The 16,471-nt window shown below is 46.7% G+C and carries 14 protein-coding genes; 12 read left to right on the forward strand and 2 right to left on the reverse strand.

The window, feature by feature from the left end; all coding sequences use genetic code 11:
• Positions 1-334: 334 nt before the first annotated feature.
• Complete coding sequence (locus tag FFM78_RS06615; protein WP_373280663.1) at positions 335-2,053, forward strand: FAD-dependent oxidoreductase; 1,719 nt, start codon at positions 335-337, stop codon at positions 2,051-2,053.
• A gap of 58 nt (positions 2,054-2,111) precedes the next feature.
• Here the strand turns inward: FFM78_RS06615 and FFM78_RS06620 are convergent, their stop codons facing one another.
• Complete coding sequence (locus tag FFM78_RS06620; RefSeq protein WP_137637662.1) at positions 2,112-3,041, reverse strand: LysR family transcriptional regulator; 930 nt, start codon at positions 3,039-3,041, stop codon at positions 2,112-2,114.
• A gap of 214 nt (positions 3,042-3,255) precedes the next feature.
• Between FFM78_RS06620 and FFM78_RS06625 the strand changes: the two genes are divergently transcribed.
• The 10 genes from FFM78_RS06625 to FFM78_RS06665 all read left to right on the forward strand — a co-directional run bounded on the left by FFM78_RS06625 (position 3,256) and on the right by FFM78_RS06665 (position 14,622).
• Complete coding sequence (locus FFM78_RS06625; protein WP_137637663.1) at positions 3,256-4,137, forward strand: shikimate dehydrogenase; 882 nt, start codon at positions 3,256-3,258, stop codon at positions 4,135-4,137.
• A gap of 26 nt (positions 4,138-4,163) precedes the next feature.
• Positions 4,164-4,928, forward strand: a complete 765-nt coding sequence (aroD, locus tag FFM78_RS06630; protein WP_137637664.1) for a type I 3-dehydroquinate dehydratase — start codon at positions 4,164-4,166, stop codon at positions 4,926-4,928.
• A 295-nt stretch (positions 4,929-5,223) separates the two neighbouring features.
• On the forward strand, positions 5,224-6,762 hold the full coding sequence (locus tag FFM78_RS06635) for an L-lactate permease (protein WP_137637665.1): 1,539 nt from the start codon (positions 5,224-5,226) through the stop codon (positions 6,760-6,762).
• 186 nt (positions 6,763-6,948) lie between these two features.
• Positions 6,949-7,815, forward strand: a complete 867-nt coding sequence (gene ispE / locus FFM78_RS06640; RefSeq protein WP_137637666.1) for a 4-(cytidine 5'-diphospho)-2-C-methyl-D-erythritol kinase — start codon at positions 6,949-6,951, stop codon at positions 7,813-7,815.
• A 950-nt stretch (positions 7,816-8,765) separates the two neighbouring features.
• Positions 8,766-9,593: a pur operon repressor gene (purR, locus tag FFM78_RS06645; protein WP_137637667.1), complete on the forward strand. Its 828-nt coding sequence runs from the start codon at positions 8,766-8,768 to the stop codon at positions 9,591-9,593.
• A gap of 3 nt (positions 9,594-9,596) precedes the next feature.
• On the forward strand, positions 9,597-10,109 hold the full coding sequence (locus tag FFM78_RS13980; protein WP_223877025.1) for a VanZ family protein: 513 nt from the start codon (positions 9,597-9,599) through the stop codon (positions 10,107-10,109).
• A 146-nt stretch (positions 10,110-10,255) separates the two neighbouring features.
• A complete protein-coding gene (locus FFM78_RS13985) occupies positions 10,256-10,744 on the forward strand; it encodes an RDD family protein (protein ID WP_263390747.1) in 489 nt (162 codons plus the stop codon).
• A gap of 318 nt (positions 10,745-11,062) precedes the next feature.
• Positions 11,063-12,442 carry a bifunctional UDP-N-acetylglucosamine diphosphorylase/glucosamine-1-phosphate N-acetyltransferase GlmU gene (gene glmU / locus FFM78_RS06655; protein ID WP_137637668.1) on the forward strand — a complete coding sequence of 460 codons (1,380 nt, stop codon included), beginning with the start codon at positions 11,063-11,065 and terminating at the stop codon, positions 12,440-12,442.
• A gap of 116 nt (positions 12,443-12,558) precedes the next feature.
• Positions 12,559-13,539 (forward strand): ribose-phosphate diphosphokinase, encoded by a 981-nt coding sequence (locus FFM78_RS06660; protein WP_137637669.1) that lies wholly within the window; start codon positions 12,559-12,561, stop codon positions 13,537-13,539.
• A gap of 117 nt (positions 13,540-13,656) precedes the next feature.
• On the forward strand, positions 13,657-14,622 hold the full coding sequence (locus FFM78_RS06665; protein ID WP_223877027.1) for a YdcF family protein: 966 nt from the start codon (positions 13,657-13,659) through the stop codon (positions 14,620-14,622).
• A 32-nt stretch (positions 14,623-14,654) separates the two neighbouring features.
• Here the strand turns inward: FFM78_RS06665 and mscL are convergent, their stop codons facing one another.
• Entirely contained in the window at positions 14,655-15,044 is a 390-nt protein-coding gene (gene mscL, locus FFM78_RS06670; protein WP_137637670.1) for a large-conductance mechanosensitive channel protein MscL, read from the reverse strand.
• 156 nt (positions 15,045-15,200) lie between these two features.
• Between mscL and rlmN the strand changes: the two genes are divergently transcribed.
• On the forward strand, positions 15,201-16,277 hold the full coding sequence (rlmN, locus tag FFM78_RS06675) for a dual-specificity RNA methyltransferase RlmN (RefSeq protein ID WP_137637671.1): 1,077 nt from the start codon (positions 15,201-15,203) through the stop codon (positions 16,275-16,277).
• Positions 16,278-16,471 lie beyond the last annotated feature (194 nt).

Consider the following 16,471-nt stretch of genomic DNA (forward strand, 5'->3'; position numbering starts at 1 on the left):
AATTAATTTTGTGTAATATTGATCATGAAAGCTGATAAAACATGGATTTGTTTATTATATAGCCTTAATTAATAGATGAATTCTATTGATTCGTTCACGAATTATTATTTATTTTATCGTTATTAAGCGGCATGATTACGGTATAGTCAATCAACTTATTTTAGTCGTCTGCTTGTGGTGTGGGTGCCCAATAAAAATATTATTTCACAATTAAGTGGTCAACCAAAACCAGTAGGCGGTGAAAACTAACTTTGCAGTCTTTGCTCAACCCAGCAAGGTTAATCAGTATTTTGTCAGAACCTAATCGATGAACGTTTAACAGGAGGTTATGATCGTGAAAACATTAGATAAAATTACGGCCCAAGCGCAAGGACATAACGGCCCGATCACTTTTGAAGTTGCAGTGGATAATGATCATATTGAGGATCTACAAGTGGTACGTCATTCGGAAACACCGGGGATTTTCAATCAAGTATTCGATAAATTAAAAGCCAGCGTACTGGAACAGCAAACGTTTGACGTTGATACGATCAGTGGCGCCACAGTAATGACCAAGGCGATTCTAGATTCAGCGCAAAAAGCAGTTCGTACGCAGGGGGTCAAGTTGGTGCCAGCGACCACTAAGAAAGTTGCGCATGAAACGGTTGCTGTTACCGCGGATGTTGCGATCATTGGTGGCGGTGAAGCGGGGCTAGTTGCGGCTTGCCGGGCCCTGAGTTTAGGTAAAAAAGTGGTACTAGTCGAAAAAAATGGCTATTTAGGTGGCGCTACAATTTTAAACGGCTCTAATGTGGTTGGTACCGGGTCTAAGGTTAGCCAGGCCATTTTTGGCACCGCAGCCGCCGCTGATTCACCTAAGCGGTTATTTGACGATGTTGCGCGTGAAAGCGGCAACACCAACTATCCGGAACTCAGTTATTTAATGGTGCATAACATTGGTGCCGCAATTGATTTTATCAGCCAGTTTGCCGGGTTAAACTATCAAAAAGCGCAGACGCAAACCCCAGAGCATTCACTGGAACGGCAAATTGAATTACCAAGTGCCAGCAGCTATGAATTTATCAAAAATGTAGCGCAGGCCTTTGCGGCTAAAGGTGGCCAGATTTTGCTGGATACGCGGGTCGAGGAGCTGTTGCGAAATAAGTCTGGCCAACTAACGGGTTTTGTGGCGGAAGGCGCGCATAAAACAACCCAGGTGCACGCAAAGGCGGTTGTACTGGCTTCCGGTGGTTACGGTGCCAACGATAAGATGCGTAGCACTAAAAGTCAGCAGATCGACTACTACGGGCCGATGACTTCCACTGGGGACGCCTATCAATTTATGGCACCATTGAACTTGAAGACCCACGATCTTGATTGGTATAAAGTTTATCCCCACGGTGTTGAGGTGGAACCAGGGATCGCGAAGTTGACCACCTACGCCTCCAAAAAGGCGACGGATATGGGGGCCATTTACGTCAATAAAAAAGGTCACCGGATCGTTAATGAATCTGATGTTTACGTTAAATTCCGGGACGCGATTTTACAGCAGCCTGATTCGATCGCCTTTATGGTGATGGATGCGCGGACTTGGCACGAATTTTATCATTTGTTAGTACTGCACGACTTTACTGCCGCAGAGATCGCAGGTTATTTTGCTAACAACGGGCAACATAGTCCGATTTTAGTCAAGGGCTCCTTGACCACCGCCGCAAAAGCAGCGGGGATCGATGCGGCGCAATTAGCTGCTACCGTAAGCCACTATAACGACTATGTTCGCGCCCAAAAGGATCTTGAATTTGGCCGGCAACCAGAATTCTTGCATGAATTTGTTGGTGATACGTACTATATTATTGAGCAACGGGATCGTTTTGCCACGACTCTAGGTGGTTTTTCAGCGCGGGCCAATACCTTAGCGTTGGAAGACAATAACGAACAACCGGTGGCGCATTTATACGGCGCAGGTGAAGTGGTCGGCGGCGCCAACGGCCATGATTCAATGCCGAGCATGATGAATACTTGGGCGATCGCTTCGGGCTACATTGCCGGAGCGGCGGCCAGCAAAGGGCAATAAGCACGCAAAAATGTGGCGCACGTTAGCGGTGATCGACTGCAGACGTGGCGCCACATTTTTAAAGCAAGCGTTGGGGAGTCGTAAAATTTTCCTGGCAATAACGCTCAACAAAATTTTGAAAGCGGGTTGCTGAAGGGGCAATGAAGTGGTTATCTTTTAAGACCAAATAAATTTGGTGCTTGGCGTCGGCTTCTTTTAGGTGAATAATATGTACTAGGCGGCGGTCGAGTTGTGGTAGGTTAGGCACTAAAGCGATACCGTAACCATATTGAACAAAGCCGATCACCGTGTGATCCTCTTCAATTTCACTTTGAATGTTAGGTTGAACGTGAGCGGTCTGTAATAATTGATCCAGCAACGGGCGCAACCCACTATTTTTGGTAAAATAAATTAAGGGGTAGTTCTGAATTTGCTTCAACGAGATCGTATCAAAGCGCGCTAAGGGATGTTTGTTAGGCACCGCCAAAACGATTTCTTGCTTGACCAAAGGCACAAAAGTTAATTTATCGCGCAGGCTTTGGTTGCCGATTTTGGCGATATAAGATGACAGAACGAAATCGTATTGGTCATTTAATAAGCCGGTTAACAATTCGGTGGTGTTGTTTTGGCTAAACGAAAAAGTGATCTGGCGATTGCTTTGTTGTTTTTGAAACTCAGTGACTAATTCAGGGACCAAACGTTGCCCGAGAGTGTACGTGAAACCTAAGCGAATGTGGCCGGCGGTGACGTCCAGGAGCTGTGCAATCAATTCATCCCCGTGATCGAGTTCATCCAGCGCCCGCTCAACAAAGGCCAAATAAGTTTTGCCGATCGCAGTTAATTTAATATTACGGCCGGTTTTTTCAAATAGCGGCGCGCCTAGTTCTTGTTCCAAATGACTGATGGCGTAACTTAACGATGGTTGGGAAATATCTAAATTTTCCGCAGCCTCAGCCATGTACTGCGTCCGGGCTAATTCCCGGAAAAAAATTAAATGACGAAGATTCATGATGTCCCTACTTTCTTAACGCGGTTTAAAATAAGGTAAACTGATCAGCGAATCGAGTTAGCTTGGTTCCAACTAAACTTCAATGTTCTAAAATTATAATTATGGTGCTAAATGACGCTAGTTTCATTTTAAGCTGAAACATAGATAAATTCTATTAGTATTTACTTTTCATTAAATTTTTAATGGTTATTTCATGAAAGAAGGAAATTTTATTATGGTTGAACGAATTGATGGGCACACAATTTTAATTGGCTTAATGGCGTATCCGATCCGGCATTCAATGTCGCCGACAATGCACAATAATGCTTTTGCTAAATTAGGTTTGAACTACGCTTATTTGGCGTTCGATGTCACTAACAAAGAATTGCCGGGAGCTATCGCAGCGATCCGCAGTTTAGGGATGCGCGGGTCGAATATTTCCATGCCGAATAAACAAAAGGTGATCCCGCTGTTAGACAAATTGGATCCGGCAGCGGAAATGGTCGGCGCCGTGAACACCATCGTCAACGATAATGGAATTTTAACCGGTTATACGACTGATGGGACGGGGTTCATGCAATCTTTAGCCGACGAAAACTTAGATATTCGCGGCGAAAAAATGACTTTGGCCGGTGCAGGCGGTGCGGGAACGGCGATCGCCATTCAGGCGGCGTTAGATGGCGTTAAGGAAATCACCATTTTCAACGCTCAGGATGCGCAATGGGCCCAGGCCAAGAAGAATGTGGCCACGATCAACGCTCAAACAAAATGTCACGCGACTTTGTATTCATTAGATGAACAGGCTAAGTTACGTTCTGAAATTGCTGAGTCGGCGATCTATTGCGACGCAACTGGGGTTGGGATGAAGCCGCTGCAAGAGATGAGTTTGATCACGGATTCCACCTTCTTCCGTAAGGATATGATCGTGTTCGACACGGTGTATGCACCACGGGAGACTAAATTAATGCAGGTCGCGCAACAAGCTGGCGTTGCGCACGTCTTTAACGGCTTAGGTATGATGCTGGAACAAGGGGCGCAAGCGTTTAAGCTTTGGACTGGCGTTGCGATGCCGGTTGACTATATTCACGAATTACTGTTCACGGATGCCGGTAAATAAGTCACGCTTAAAAAGGAGTGTTGAGATTGACTACGCAAGTCGTTAAATTAAACCAAGTCACCTTGGGACAGGGACAACCAAAAATCGCCGTGCCATTAACTGGGCGCGATCAGGCTGCCGTGTTGGCCCAAGCCGAACAAGCCGTCGCCGCGCAACCTGATCTGATTGAATGGCGGTTAGATTATTATCAGGCTATTTTAGACGCCGCAAGTTATCGGGCTACCGCCACCAAATTATTGCAGTTATTGGGGCCGATCCCGTTGTTGACGACTTTCAGAACACAAGCAGAAGGTGGCGCAATGGCGTTGACCACCGCGGCTTACGCCAGTATATACCAGCAGGTGATCGCTGATCAGCTGACTGCGGCGTTGGATATCGAACTATTTTTGCCGGCTGCGGTGGTTAAGCCATTGGTGGCCGCGGCGCATGCGGCTGGGATCGCCGTGATCATGAGCAGTCATGATTTCGAAAAAACACCGCCGCAAGCAGAAATTGTCCAGCGTTTGACGCAAATGGTAGCTTTAGGTGCGGATGTGGCTAAAATTGCGGTGATGCCGCAATCGGCGGTGGACGTAGCGACCTTGTTAAGCGCCACGGCAGTAGCGCACCAGCAATTAGCGGTGCCTTTGATCACCATGGCCATGGGCGAGCTGGGTAAGGTGAGCCGGATCAGTGGCCAAGTTTTCGGCTCAGCCTTAACTTTTGGTACGGTCGGTGCAGCCTCCGCGCCGGGACAAATTGAGCTAAAAACCCTACGGCAACAATTACAAGCCTTAACGTTGGCTGATTGATCCAATCTACAATTGAGAAGTTAAACTCAGAGTTGAGAAGACGCTGAGTTTTTTTTATTATTTTTTAAACGAACCCTGCACGTTCTTCGTGAAAAAATGACTTTGGGTTCAGTTGGCTAGATCAAGGGCGGGGCATTACTTTAGCCATCCCGAGAACGATTTTTGTGCAAAAATAGGCAAATAAAGCGCAGGATTGATCTAAGTTGGCTAAGGTAAAAAGGATTACAGCAGCAATGAAATCGGTTACAATGTCATTATCGGCTGATATTAATTTTATTATAAGGAGGTACAATTTATGCATTGGGGATTATTTCTAACGGCATTGTTACCAATTATTTGGCTTATTTTTGCGCTAGGCGTATTGAAAATGGCAGGTAGTAAAGCTTGTTCCATTGGACTTATTTTGACGCTGGTATTGGCAATCTTTGTTTTCCGGATGAATATTCTTGATAGTTTGACAGCTGCTCTGGAAGGTGCGGTAATGGGGATCTGGCCGATCGTCTACATTATTATTGCCGCAGTTTTTACGTACAATTTGACCACCGCCAGCGGCAGTATGGCAACGATCCGTAATGGTTTATCTAGTATTACCAGTGATAAACGATTATTGGTCTTGATCATTGCTTGGGGCTTTGGTGGTTTTTTGGAAGCTATTGCCGGGTTTGGTACAGCCGTTGCCATCCCAGCTAGTATTTTGATCGCATTTGGGGTCAATCCGATTTTATCCGCAACCATTTGTTTAATCGCTAACACGACGCCAACTGCTTTTGGTGCGATCGGCTTGCCGGTGACCACCTTGGCGCAGATCAGTGGTTTAGACGTGATGCACTTATCTTACTTAGTCACGATTCAATTATTACCGTTGATCATTATCATTCCATTTGTGATGGTTGCTTTGATCGGTGGTGGGTTTAAAGCCATTCGCGAAGTTTGGGCACCGACGTTAGCTGCCGGCCTTGCTTTTGGGTTACCCCAAATTTTTGTTGCGCGTTTTCTAGGCGCAGAATTACCAGCAATTATTGGTTCCATTGTTTGTATTATCGTCACGGTTTTATTCGCACTACGGTACGAACATAAGCATCCAGGCACGAAAAAAACGGCGGTCGCTGCGCCTAAGGCCAACGAATTTGTGTTAGCTGCCATGCCTTTTATTCTCGTTTTTGTTTTCGTCATGTTGGCCTCACCATTAGTACCACCATTGAATCACTTCCTGACTGGAATCAAGTCAGCGATCACGATCTATACTGGTGCTGGTGCCAAGCCGTATGTTTTCAATTGGGTATCGACGCCGGGGACGCTGATTATTTTAGCGACGATCATCGGGGGACTGATCCAGAAGATGAAGCTCGGTGAAATTTTCAAAATCTTAGGCAAAACGGCGGTGCAGATGGTCCAAACTTTGATCACTGTCTGCGCGATCGTCGCCTTAGCCAAAGTGATGGGTTACAGTGGCATGATCGCGAGTATCGCCGCAACCTTAGTGGGCCTATTGGGCGCGTTCTATCCGATCGTGGCGCCATTGATCGGTGCTTTAGGCACCTTCGTAACGGGGTCTGACACGTCGGCCAACGTGCTATTTGGTAACTTGCAGCGGCAGGCGGCCGTTGCGCTACATGATAGCACCTACTGGGTCGTCGCCGCCAATGCCGTTGGGGCAACTGCAGGTAAAATGATTTCCCCCCAAAGTATTGCCGTGGCTTCGGCTGCTACCAACTTGCAAGGTCAAGAAGGTGAGATCCTTAAAAAGAGCATGAAGTTTTTCTTGATTTATTTAGTGATAATTTGTATCTGGATCTTCGCATCCGGGTTATTCATTCACGCACTGCACATTTAATTTTAGTGAGCTAGCCGGTGCTTACTTCACATTATTGCTCTAAAAAAATAGACGCAGTTGGTACGCATGGTTTAGGTAATGTTGCCGCTGCGTTTTTAAGTTGCTTTTTGATAGTTGATCCTACTTTTAACTTGGCGTAAAAGTTAGTATAATTGGAAACAAATCAAGTGATCAGGTGGAATGAGCATGGAAATAACGGAGAAGGCACCGGCAAAAATAAATTTAAGCTTAGACGCCCTTTTTCAGCATGCCGATGGTGAGCACGAATGGAAAATGGTGATGACTTCAGTCGATTTGGCGGATTACGTTGAGTTGGCAACAACCACAACCCGACAGATCACGGTGACCACAGATAGCGGCTTCTTGCCGGTGGATCACCGTAATTTAGCTTTTCAAGCGGCCCATTTGCTGCAGCAGCAAGCAGGCGTGACTTATGGTGCGCGGATCCATATTCGCAAACAGATTCCGGTGGCCGCCGGCTTAGGTGGTGGCAGTTCGGATGCAGCGGCCGTCTTACGCGGGTTGAATCGTTTGTGGCAATTAAATTGGCCGCTGGCAAAGCTGGCCCATTTAGGCTTGGCCATTGATTCGGACGTTCCGTACTGTGTCTACTCGCAAACGGCGCTGGTGACTGGACGCGGGGATGAGATCACCTTGTTGCCTAAGTTACCGCCGTTTTGGGTGGTGCTGGCTAAACCTGGCGCCAGCGTTTCGACACCTAGTATTTTGCGCGCCATTTCGTATGATGCGCAACTTTACCATCCACCGATCGACCAAATGGTTGCCGCTATTGAAACCGGGGATTATCCGCAAATTTTGGCTAGCATGGGCAATACTTTGGCCGAGATCACTAGTCAGCGTTACCCGCAGATCAAGCAATTGCGCCAGCAAATGTTGCGCTTCGGTGCCGATGCAGCACAAATGAGCGGCAGTGGGCCTACGGTTTTTGGCTTATGCGCCAAATATTCACGGGCGCAGCACGTTTTCAATAGTATGAAAGGCTTTTGCCGCGAAGTTTATCTGGTACGGCCATTATTAAATGGTTTGAACTAGCAGAGTGGGTTTGATTCCATTCCGGGGCGCGAGGACGGACTTGCTAATAGTGGCAGACTTTGTTCCAAAGTCCTGATTAACGCGTCGTTGTCCATTCTTGTGGCAAAATTAAGGAGCGTAGTTGTAAAGTCCGCAACTGCGTTTCCTCAACGCAAACCGTTTCGGTCACCGCAAGAAACATGGCAACGCGTGCGACTTGGACTTGCCGGTTTTTGGCTTAGTCCAATCGACAACGGGAAGCACGTTCTGTTTAGCGAACACGTTCAAACAACAAATGTTTGCTAAAGTTAGTTATCAAGAACGAGCGCCAGTGATACGCCAGCGCCTCCATTCCACCTTGGCAGTGGTTGAACATTAACTGTTGATCAATTTAATCGTTTGATTAGTCAATCAAATGTGGCTTAACGGCTCTAATCGTTCGTAATTTTCAAGTTGAGTAGCAGCATTAACTATAAGCAACACTGGAAATAAACTTTCTCTACTACGCTTGATGGTATAACTGTTTTTACTATAGCCGTCGTTTACACAAATAACATTTCAATGCTCGGCTGCGGCCAGATGGAATGCAGGGCGCGAGGATCAGCTGTGTCGATAGTTCTTAATGGTGGGCTTTACCATTTAGAACTATGCGGTATTGGCGAGATCCACTTTTCCACCTGCTTTTGCTTTAAACTGGAAAAGTTAGCTCGCCAAACCGCCACGCGTTCCGTCCTCACGCCCCGGAATGGAATCTAACCCACTCTGCCCTGTTCCGGCTAAACTTCAAAGTCCTAAAAATTAGTTAAGGCCGTTGATCTGATAACTACGATGCATTAGTACTTTTTGCGCGCCACACTAGTCCCTTTTTAATTAAAAACGAACTATTTTGGCTAAAAGACGATAAATGCTAGCCTTTTTGAGGTAAACTCTATATAATAGACAAGCGAATGTCTTGAAATGAGGTGGATTAATTGAAAATAAGACGAAGTGAACGGTTGATCGATATTACCCGCTATTTATTAGAGCGGCCCCATACATTAGTCCCATTAACTTTTTTTGCGAAGCGTTATGAATCGGCTAAGTCTTCGATCAGTGAGGATTTAGGTATTGTACGCCGAACCTTTCATAATCGCGGAACTGGGATCTTAGAAACGATTCCTGGTGCGGCTGGTGGTGTCCGCTTTATTCCAACGATCAGTCAGGATGAAGCAACAGAATTTATTGAAGCGATGACGGCTGAATTGTCCGAACAAAGCCGCCTTTTACCTGGTGGCTACGTTTATTTATCTGATCTTCTCGGGCAGCCAGAAGTTTTACGTACGGTTGGCCGGCTGATCGCCACCCAATACGTTGCCCAAGAGGTTGACGCGGTGATGACGGTGGCAACCAAAGGGGTCCCGATCGCACAAAGTGTGTCCCAATACTTAAACGTTCCGTTTGTGATCGTGCGCCGCGATTCGAAAATCACTGAAGGATCGACGGTTAGCGTTAATTACGTTTCCGGATCGTCCGAACGAGTGGAAAAAATGGAATTATCCAAGCGCAGTTTGAAAAAGGGCTCGCGTGTTTTGGTCGTTGATGACTTTATGAAAGGCGGCGGCACCGTCAACGGAATGAAGAGCTTGATCGAAGAGTTCGAGTCTGAATTGGTTGGCGTGACTGTTTTTGCTGAATCAGCGTTTGCCGGTGAGCGGGCGATCGCCGATTACACGGCTTTGTTGTCGGTGGATAAGGTTGATAGCCGAGATAAAACAATTCACGTGGCCCCAGGCAATTATTTGCGCCGCACCTTTAAGTAACGTATGCGCGCTTATTTATACCCAATCAAAATCGCATTGTTAGTTTTTCCATTTCTAGCGTTAGCGATCACGATCCCGTTTTTGATCCATCAATACCGTAAGTATGGCGCGCTGACTGGTTGGCGTGCTTTTGTTTTGTATACGTTTGTTTTTTATTTGTTGACGGCTTACTTTTTAGTCGTGTTACCGTTACCGCCACGGCATTTGGTGGCGTTATACACATCGCCACACTACAATTTAAAACCATTTTTATTTGTTCGCGAATTCATGCAGGAAACGGTTCTACAGTGGCGTGAGCCGAGTACTTATTTGCCGGCGCTTAAGCAGAGTGCCTTTGTGCAGCCAACGTTTAACGTGATTTTGACCATTCCCTTTGGTGCCTACCTGCGTTATTATTTTCAGCGTCGTTTTCCGCAGGTCTTGCTGTTAAGTTTTGCCTTGACCCTATTTTTTGAAACGACACAACTTTCAGGCCTTTACGGGATTTATCCACGGCCTTATCGGCTATTTGGATGATTTAATGCTCAATACGTTAGGGGGACTGATCGGTTATGGGTTAGCGCCTTTGCTGACACCGTTGTTTCCAACTTCACGTCAAATGCTGACCACGGCGTTAGTTAGTTAAAGGGCGCCGGGTCAGTTTTAGCCGCCGGTTGGTCGCCTTGATCGTTGACTGGTTATTTTTGACGGTGGTCAGTGCGCTGGTCGACTTGTTAAGTCGCGACTTGCCGTATAATGTGACCCGCATTCCCAGCTTGTGGTACGCCTTAGAAGTATTAGGCTATTTTGTGATCTTGCCTGGTTTGTGGCGCGGCAATACGCTAGGTAAATGGGTGGTCAAAATTCAGATCACTGCCGCTTTGCCCGTTCCGTTACGGTGGTGGCAGCTGTTCTGGCGGCAACTATTATTGTACGGCGCAGTGGTGCCGACACTTAGTTTACCTGTGCTTTTGCTACACGGGTTAAGTCGGGCACCGCGCAGCCAGTTTGATTATTATTTACTGGCGTTGTTAGTGGTCGGGGTGGTGCTGGCTGTTTTTGGCCTGCACGTTATGCTGACAATGGCTTTTCGCCGGGACCGTTTATTTTATGAGCGGCTCAGTCATACCAAGGAAATCAGTACGCTGACAACAACGGCGCAGCCAGATTGATAGAAGTGCAACCCTTAGCCAAATCGACTGTGGGGTGCACTTTTTTTGCGGCCTAGGGCAGTGCTAACGGTGAGCGTGCTGCTGACACACCGCCTTTTTGGCCCTTTTTCGGTGGCACCACTTGTCAGTGATTTATGACTAGGCTATGATAGTTAGGTAAATGCTGTTTAACCAAATCATTGGTCTAGCGGAGGTAGCAATTAGTTTGCAGCGTATTTTTCGCTTGCTTGCGCGGCTTATTCGGCAAGCTAACTTTTTTGCTATTTTCTAGGTCATTGCAGTGGTGCGGCAGCATAATCGCGGAATAGAGGTAGAGAAATGACAGCAAAGTACACGGTGATTTTGGCGGCTGGCCAAGGGACCCGCATGAAATCAAAATTAGCAAAAGTTTTACATCCCGTTTGTGGTCGGCCGATGGTGGATCACGTGTTGACCCAAGTCGAGCAATTGCAACCGGATAAGATCGTTACGGTGATCGGCCACGGGGCTGACGCGGTGAAGGCAGCTTTAGGTCAACGAACGGATTATGCGCTTCAGGCGGTGCAAAAAGGTTCTGGGGATGCCGTTTTGCAAACGGAGGCGCAACTAGGTGATCAAGCAGGGATGACCATGATCGTCAGTGGCGATACGCCACTATTGACCGCTAAAACTTTTGAACAGTTATTTGAGTACCATAAGGAAAAAGGCGCCAAAGCGACTGTTTTGACGGCGACGGCAGCGGATCCCACAGGGTACGGGCGTATCATTCGTAACGACTTAGGCGTTGTGGAAAAAATCGTTGAGCAAAAGGATGCCAGTCATGAAGAGGCTGCAATCACGGAGATCAATACCGGCGTTTATTGCTTTGATAACGCGGCGTTATTTGCGGCTTTGCATGAAGTCGGGAATGATAATGCCCAAGGTGAGTATTATTTAACGGACGTGATCGGTATTTTAAAGGCTAAAGGCGAGATCGTTTCGGCTTACCGGATGAAGGACTTCGAAGAATCACTTGGGGTCAATACGCGGGCGGCCTTGGCACAGGCCACTGCGATCATGCAGCGCCGAATCAATGAACAACACATGGTCAACGGCGTCACGTTGATCGACCCAGCGGCGACGTATATTGAGATCGGCGTTGAGATCGGGGCCGACACCACCATTGAAGCCGGGGTCACATTAAAAGGAAAAACGGTGATCGGCAGTGACTGCTATATTAGCGCGGGTTCAACTTTGCGTGATGCAAAAATTGGCAATGATGTTCAGATCACCAGTTCCACTATCGAAGAATCGGTTATGCATGACCACAGTAATATTGGCCCAATGAGCCATTTGCGGCCTCAATCTGAGATCGGCGAATACGTGCATATCGGTAATTTCTGTGAAGTTAAGAAAGCACAATTAGGTGCGTACACGAAGGTGGGCCATTTATCCTATGTCGGGGATGCCACCTTAGGTGAACATATCAACGTTGGTTGTGGGGTTGTTTTTGTTAATTATGATGGTTTGAATAAGCATCACTCCAACGTTGGCGACTGGGCTTTTGTTGGCAGCAACGCTAATATTGTTGCGCCGGTCGATATCGCTGACCATGCTTTTGTTGCGGCAGGCTCTACGATCACCAATGATGTGGCTTACCATGATATGGCCATTGCCCGCGCGCGGCAGACCAACAAAGCCGATTATTGGGCCAAACTACCCCACGAACCTGAAAATTAATCTTTCATGAAAATAGCGTAAGTTTTCGCAGTCACGCTTGATTTGTCCGGCTAAATTACCTATTATTTATAATGTGGGTTTAACTTAAACGACATTAAATTAAAATGGAGGCTCTCATGTCAGAACATTATTTTGATCCAAAGCTAAAAATCTTTGCTTTGAATTCAAACAAGCCATTAGCGCAAAAAATTGCCGATGAAGTCGGGGTCGAGCTTGGTAAGACCACGGTGGATCGCTTTAGCGATGGTGAAATTCGCATCAATATTGAAGAAAGCATTCGTGGCGACAACGTTTACGTGATCCAATCAACTTCCGCACCAGTTAATGATAACTTAATGGAATTGATGATCATGATCGATGCTTTACGCCGCGCTTCTGCTGCATCAATTAATCTTGTGATGCCTTACTATGGTTATGCGCGGCAAGACCGTAAGGCGCGTTCGCGTGAACCGATCACGGCTAAGTTAGTGGCTAATATGTTAGCAATGGCAGGCGCCACCCGAATTTTGGCGTTGGATCTGCACGCTGCGCAAATTCAAGGTTTCTTCGATATTCCCGTTGATCATTTAATGGGGGCACCACTGATCGCTGACTATTTCTTAACACATGGTGTTGACGATGATGCGGTGGTGGTTTCACCTGATCATGGTGGCGTTACGCGGGCCCGGAAATTAGCAGAATTCTTGAAAGCACCATTAGCGATCATCGACAAACGGCGGCCTAAGGCTAATGTTGCTGAAGTTATGAACATCATCGGTGACGTTAAAGGTAAGAAATGTATTTTGATCGACGATATGATCGATACTGCCGGCACCATTACTTTAGGGGCGCAAGCCTTAATGGATGCTGGTGCAACCGAAGTTTACGCCAGTGCGACCCACGCCGTTTTATCTGGCCCAGCGATCGAACGTATTTCCAATTCACCGATCAAACAGTTAGTGGTCACTGACTCGATCCAACTGCCTAAAGAAAAATTGATCGCCAAAGTCGTTCAGATCTCCGTTGGCCCACTGATTGGCGATGCGATCAAACGGATCCACGAAAACAAGCCAGTAAGTCCCTTGTTTGAAAATAAATTCCATAAAGAAACGAAATAAAGTTTCGACTTAGAGCATATTTGGATAATTAGCGGTATTACTAATGTGGTATTTAGCCAGCATGACTGAATACTATTCCAAATACATTCTAAATAAGCGTGCTAAATTAGCGGTTAAATGGCTAGTTTGAGCACGCTTATTTCGTTAACTGAGGTGAGTGATATGTGGTGGTTGATCGTCTTTTTAGGTGCTTTTTCACTGCTTTTGGCTGCTTGGCGCCAGCAATTTTGGTTGGCAGGTTATGGCCTAGTCGCAACCGGCTTATTGCTTGTTTGGCAATTGGATCTGGTTAGCCGCTTGGCGCCCCTTTTGCCGGGACTTTACGTGCTGACTAGTGGCCTATTTTGGCTGATCGGTTATTTATTTTGGCGCTTTGCTCGCCGGTTGATCCGCCAGCACGGTGAGCACTTGGCCTACCGCGCTTTGCAGTTAGTGGCCTTGCTTTTACTTGCTTTACCGCTGGTGACGCTGTGGTGGCCAAGTCAATTGCTTCGATTGTTATGGTTAAGTGTGGGGTACTTCAGTGCCGGTTGGGTGGCGTACGTGCTGGGAAGTTTACTTTTGGTGCTTTATCCGCAGTCCCAGGTACCGGCAACAATCATTGTGTTAGGCTCCGGTTTGCGTCCCGATGGGCAATTATCGCTGACCTTGGCTTACCGCGTCCGTCAAGCAGCCCGCCTTTACCAGCGTTATGGTTGTCAATTGGTGGTTTCTGGTGGGCAGGGAGCAGATGAGCCCTGGTCGGAAGCACAGGCGATGGCCACCGCGTTACAGCAAATGGGGGTACCAGCCGCAGCCCTTATTTTAGAGACCCGCTCAACGTCGACTTGGGAGAATTTACAGCTATCGGTGGCCAAATTATCCGGCACAACGCTAGGGCTATTGACCAGTAATTTTCACCTTTTACGGGCGGCATTGTACGCCCAACGTTTGCCGTATCAGTGGTGCTACTACGCGGCGCCGACGCCACTCAGTTACATTGGCTTAGGGGCTTTACGCGATTATTTGGCGCTATTGGTGCTGACGCGCTGGTGGCAATTTGGCGGTTGGCTTTTGGTGCTAGCGCTTGGTATTTGGTATTAAAAAAATCCGCAATGCTTGCGGATTTAGGCCCTTTATTTATTTTGTTGCTGTTGCGTTAATAAATCGCGAATTTCTTTCAGATATTCTTCTTCCTTAGTTGGTGGTGTTTCTGCTGCAGCGGTTTCGTGGGCCGCTAGATTCCGCAGTTTGGTAATGCCTTTTAGCAGTAGGAAAATGACGAAAGCGATCACGATAAAGTTGATCACGTCATTTAGAAACGCACCGACTTTGAATTGCGCCGTGCCTAAAGTCAAAACGATGCCAGATAGATCGACTTTACCTACGAACAAGGCCAGTAGTGGATTGATCAGGTTAGTGGTCAGTGACTTGACGATCGTGGTAAAGGCGCCACCAACGATCACGGCCACCGCCAGATCCATTACGTTGCCGCGCATCAAAAAGTCCCGAAATTCTTTTAACATACTAAAACCCCCTTGTTAAAATAAGTATAACTAAAAAAGTAGCAGAACCCAATCACAACGCGTCATTTTAGCGCGGGCAACGAATTAACTTGCGTGGTGCGCTGAGTTAGGCTAACATAAGCGTTATTGTGAACACAGAAAAACGGAGGCAGGATAATGGCAAAAACGTCCATTTATGGATTGAACAAACAAGATTTAATTGATTGGTTTATTGAACATGGTGACAAAAAATTTCGGGCAACGCAGGCGTGGGATTGGCTTTATATCAAACGGGTAACTAGTTTTGCAGCGATGACAAACCTGTCTAAGGCAACAATCGCATTATTGGAAGAAAATTTTGATTTTACCCCCTTAAAATCATTGGTGGTTCAAGAATCTAAAGATGGCGAAACCGCTAAGTATTTATTTGAGTTAGAAGATAAATTAATGATCGAAACTGTTTTAATGCGCCACGACTACGGTTTATCCGTCTGCGTGACCACGCAGGTCGGCTGCAACATTGGCTGTACCTTCTGCGCCAGTGGCCTAGTTAAGAAGCAGCGGGATTTGACCGCCGGCGAAATTGTGGCCCAAGTCGTCCAAATTCAACGGCATTTAGATGAAAAAGGTGAAGGCGAGCGGGTCAGCCACATTGTCGTTATGGGCATTGGTGAACCGTTCGATAACTTTGACAACGTGATGAAGTTCTTAGAAATTGTTAACGATCAAAAAGGCCTAGAGATCGGGGCGCGCCACATTACCGTTTCCACCAGCGGTTTAGCCAACAAAATTCGTGACTTTGCGGACCGGGATACGCAGGTCAATCTAGCAATTTCGTTGCACGCACCTAACGATGAGTTACGTAGCAAGATCATGCGGATCAACCGCACTTGGAATTTAGACAAGCTATTCGCTGCGGTGCATTATTATCTGGCCGCAACTAACCGCCGGATCACGTTTGAATACATCATGCTTAATGATGTTAATGATCACCCAGAAGAAGCGCTACAATTGGCGGCCTTGTTGAAGAATATCCGTCATTTGGCTTACGTCAATTTGATTCCGTATAATCCAGTTGCAGAACACGATCAATATTCACGTAGTCCCAAAAAGCACGTTATGGCGTTTTATGACACCCTGAAAAAACAGGGGATCAACGTTCAGATCCGCCGTGAATTTGGCACGGAGATCGACGCTGCTTGTGGCCAGTTGCGGACCGAAAAAATGAAGGAACTAGACCAGTTGCAGAAGTAACTATTGTTTTAAGTGTTCCCTTGACGATAAAAGCGTGCCTAGCTGAACTTAAATTTTAAGTTCAATTAGGCACGCTTTTTACTTTGGCGAACAGGCGTAAACAACGGCTGCTTGCTAAATTCAGTTATTAAGAACGGGTGCCAGTGGGGTATTGATCGGTTGTAACGCAGCTACTAGTTTATTTAGCGTATTTT

It is taken from the genome of Loigolactobacillus binensis (assembly GCF_005405165.1).
GTDB lineage: Bacteria > Bacillota > Bacilli > Lactobacillales > Lactobacillaceae > Loigolactobacillus > Loigolactobacillus binensis.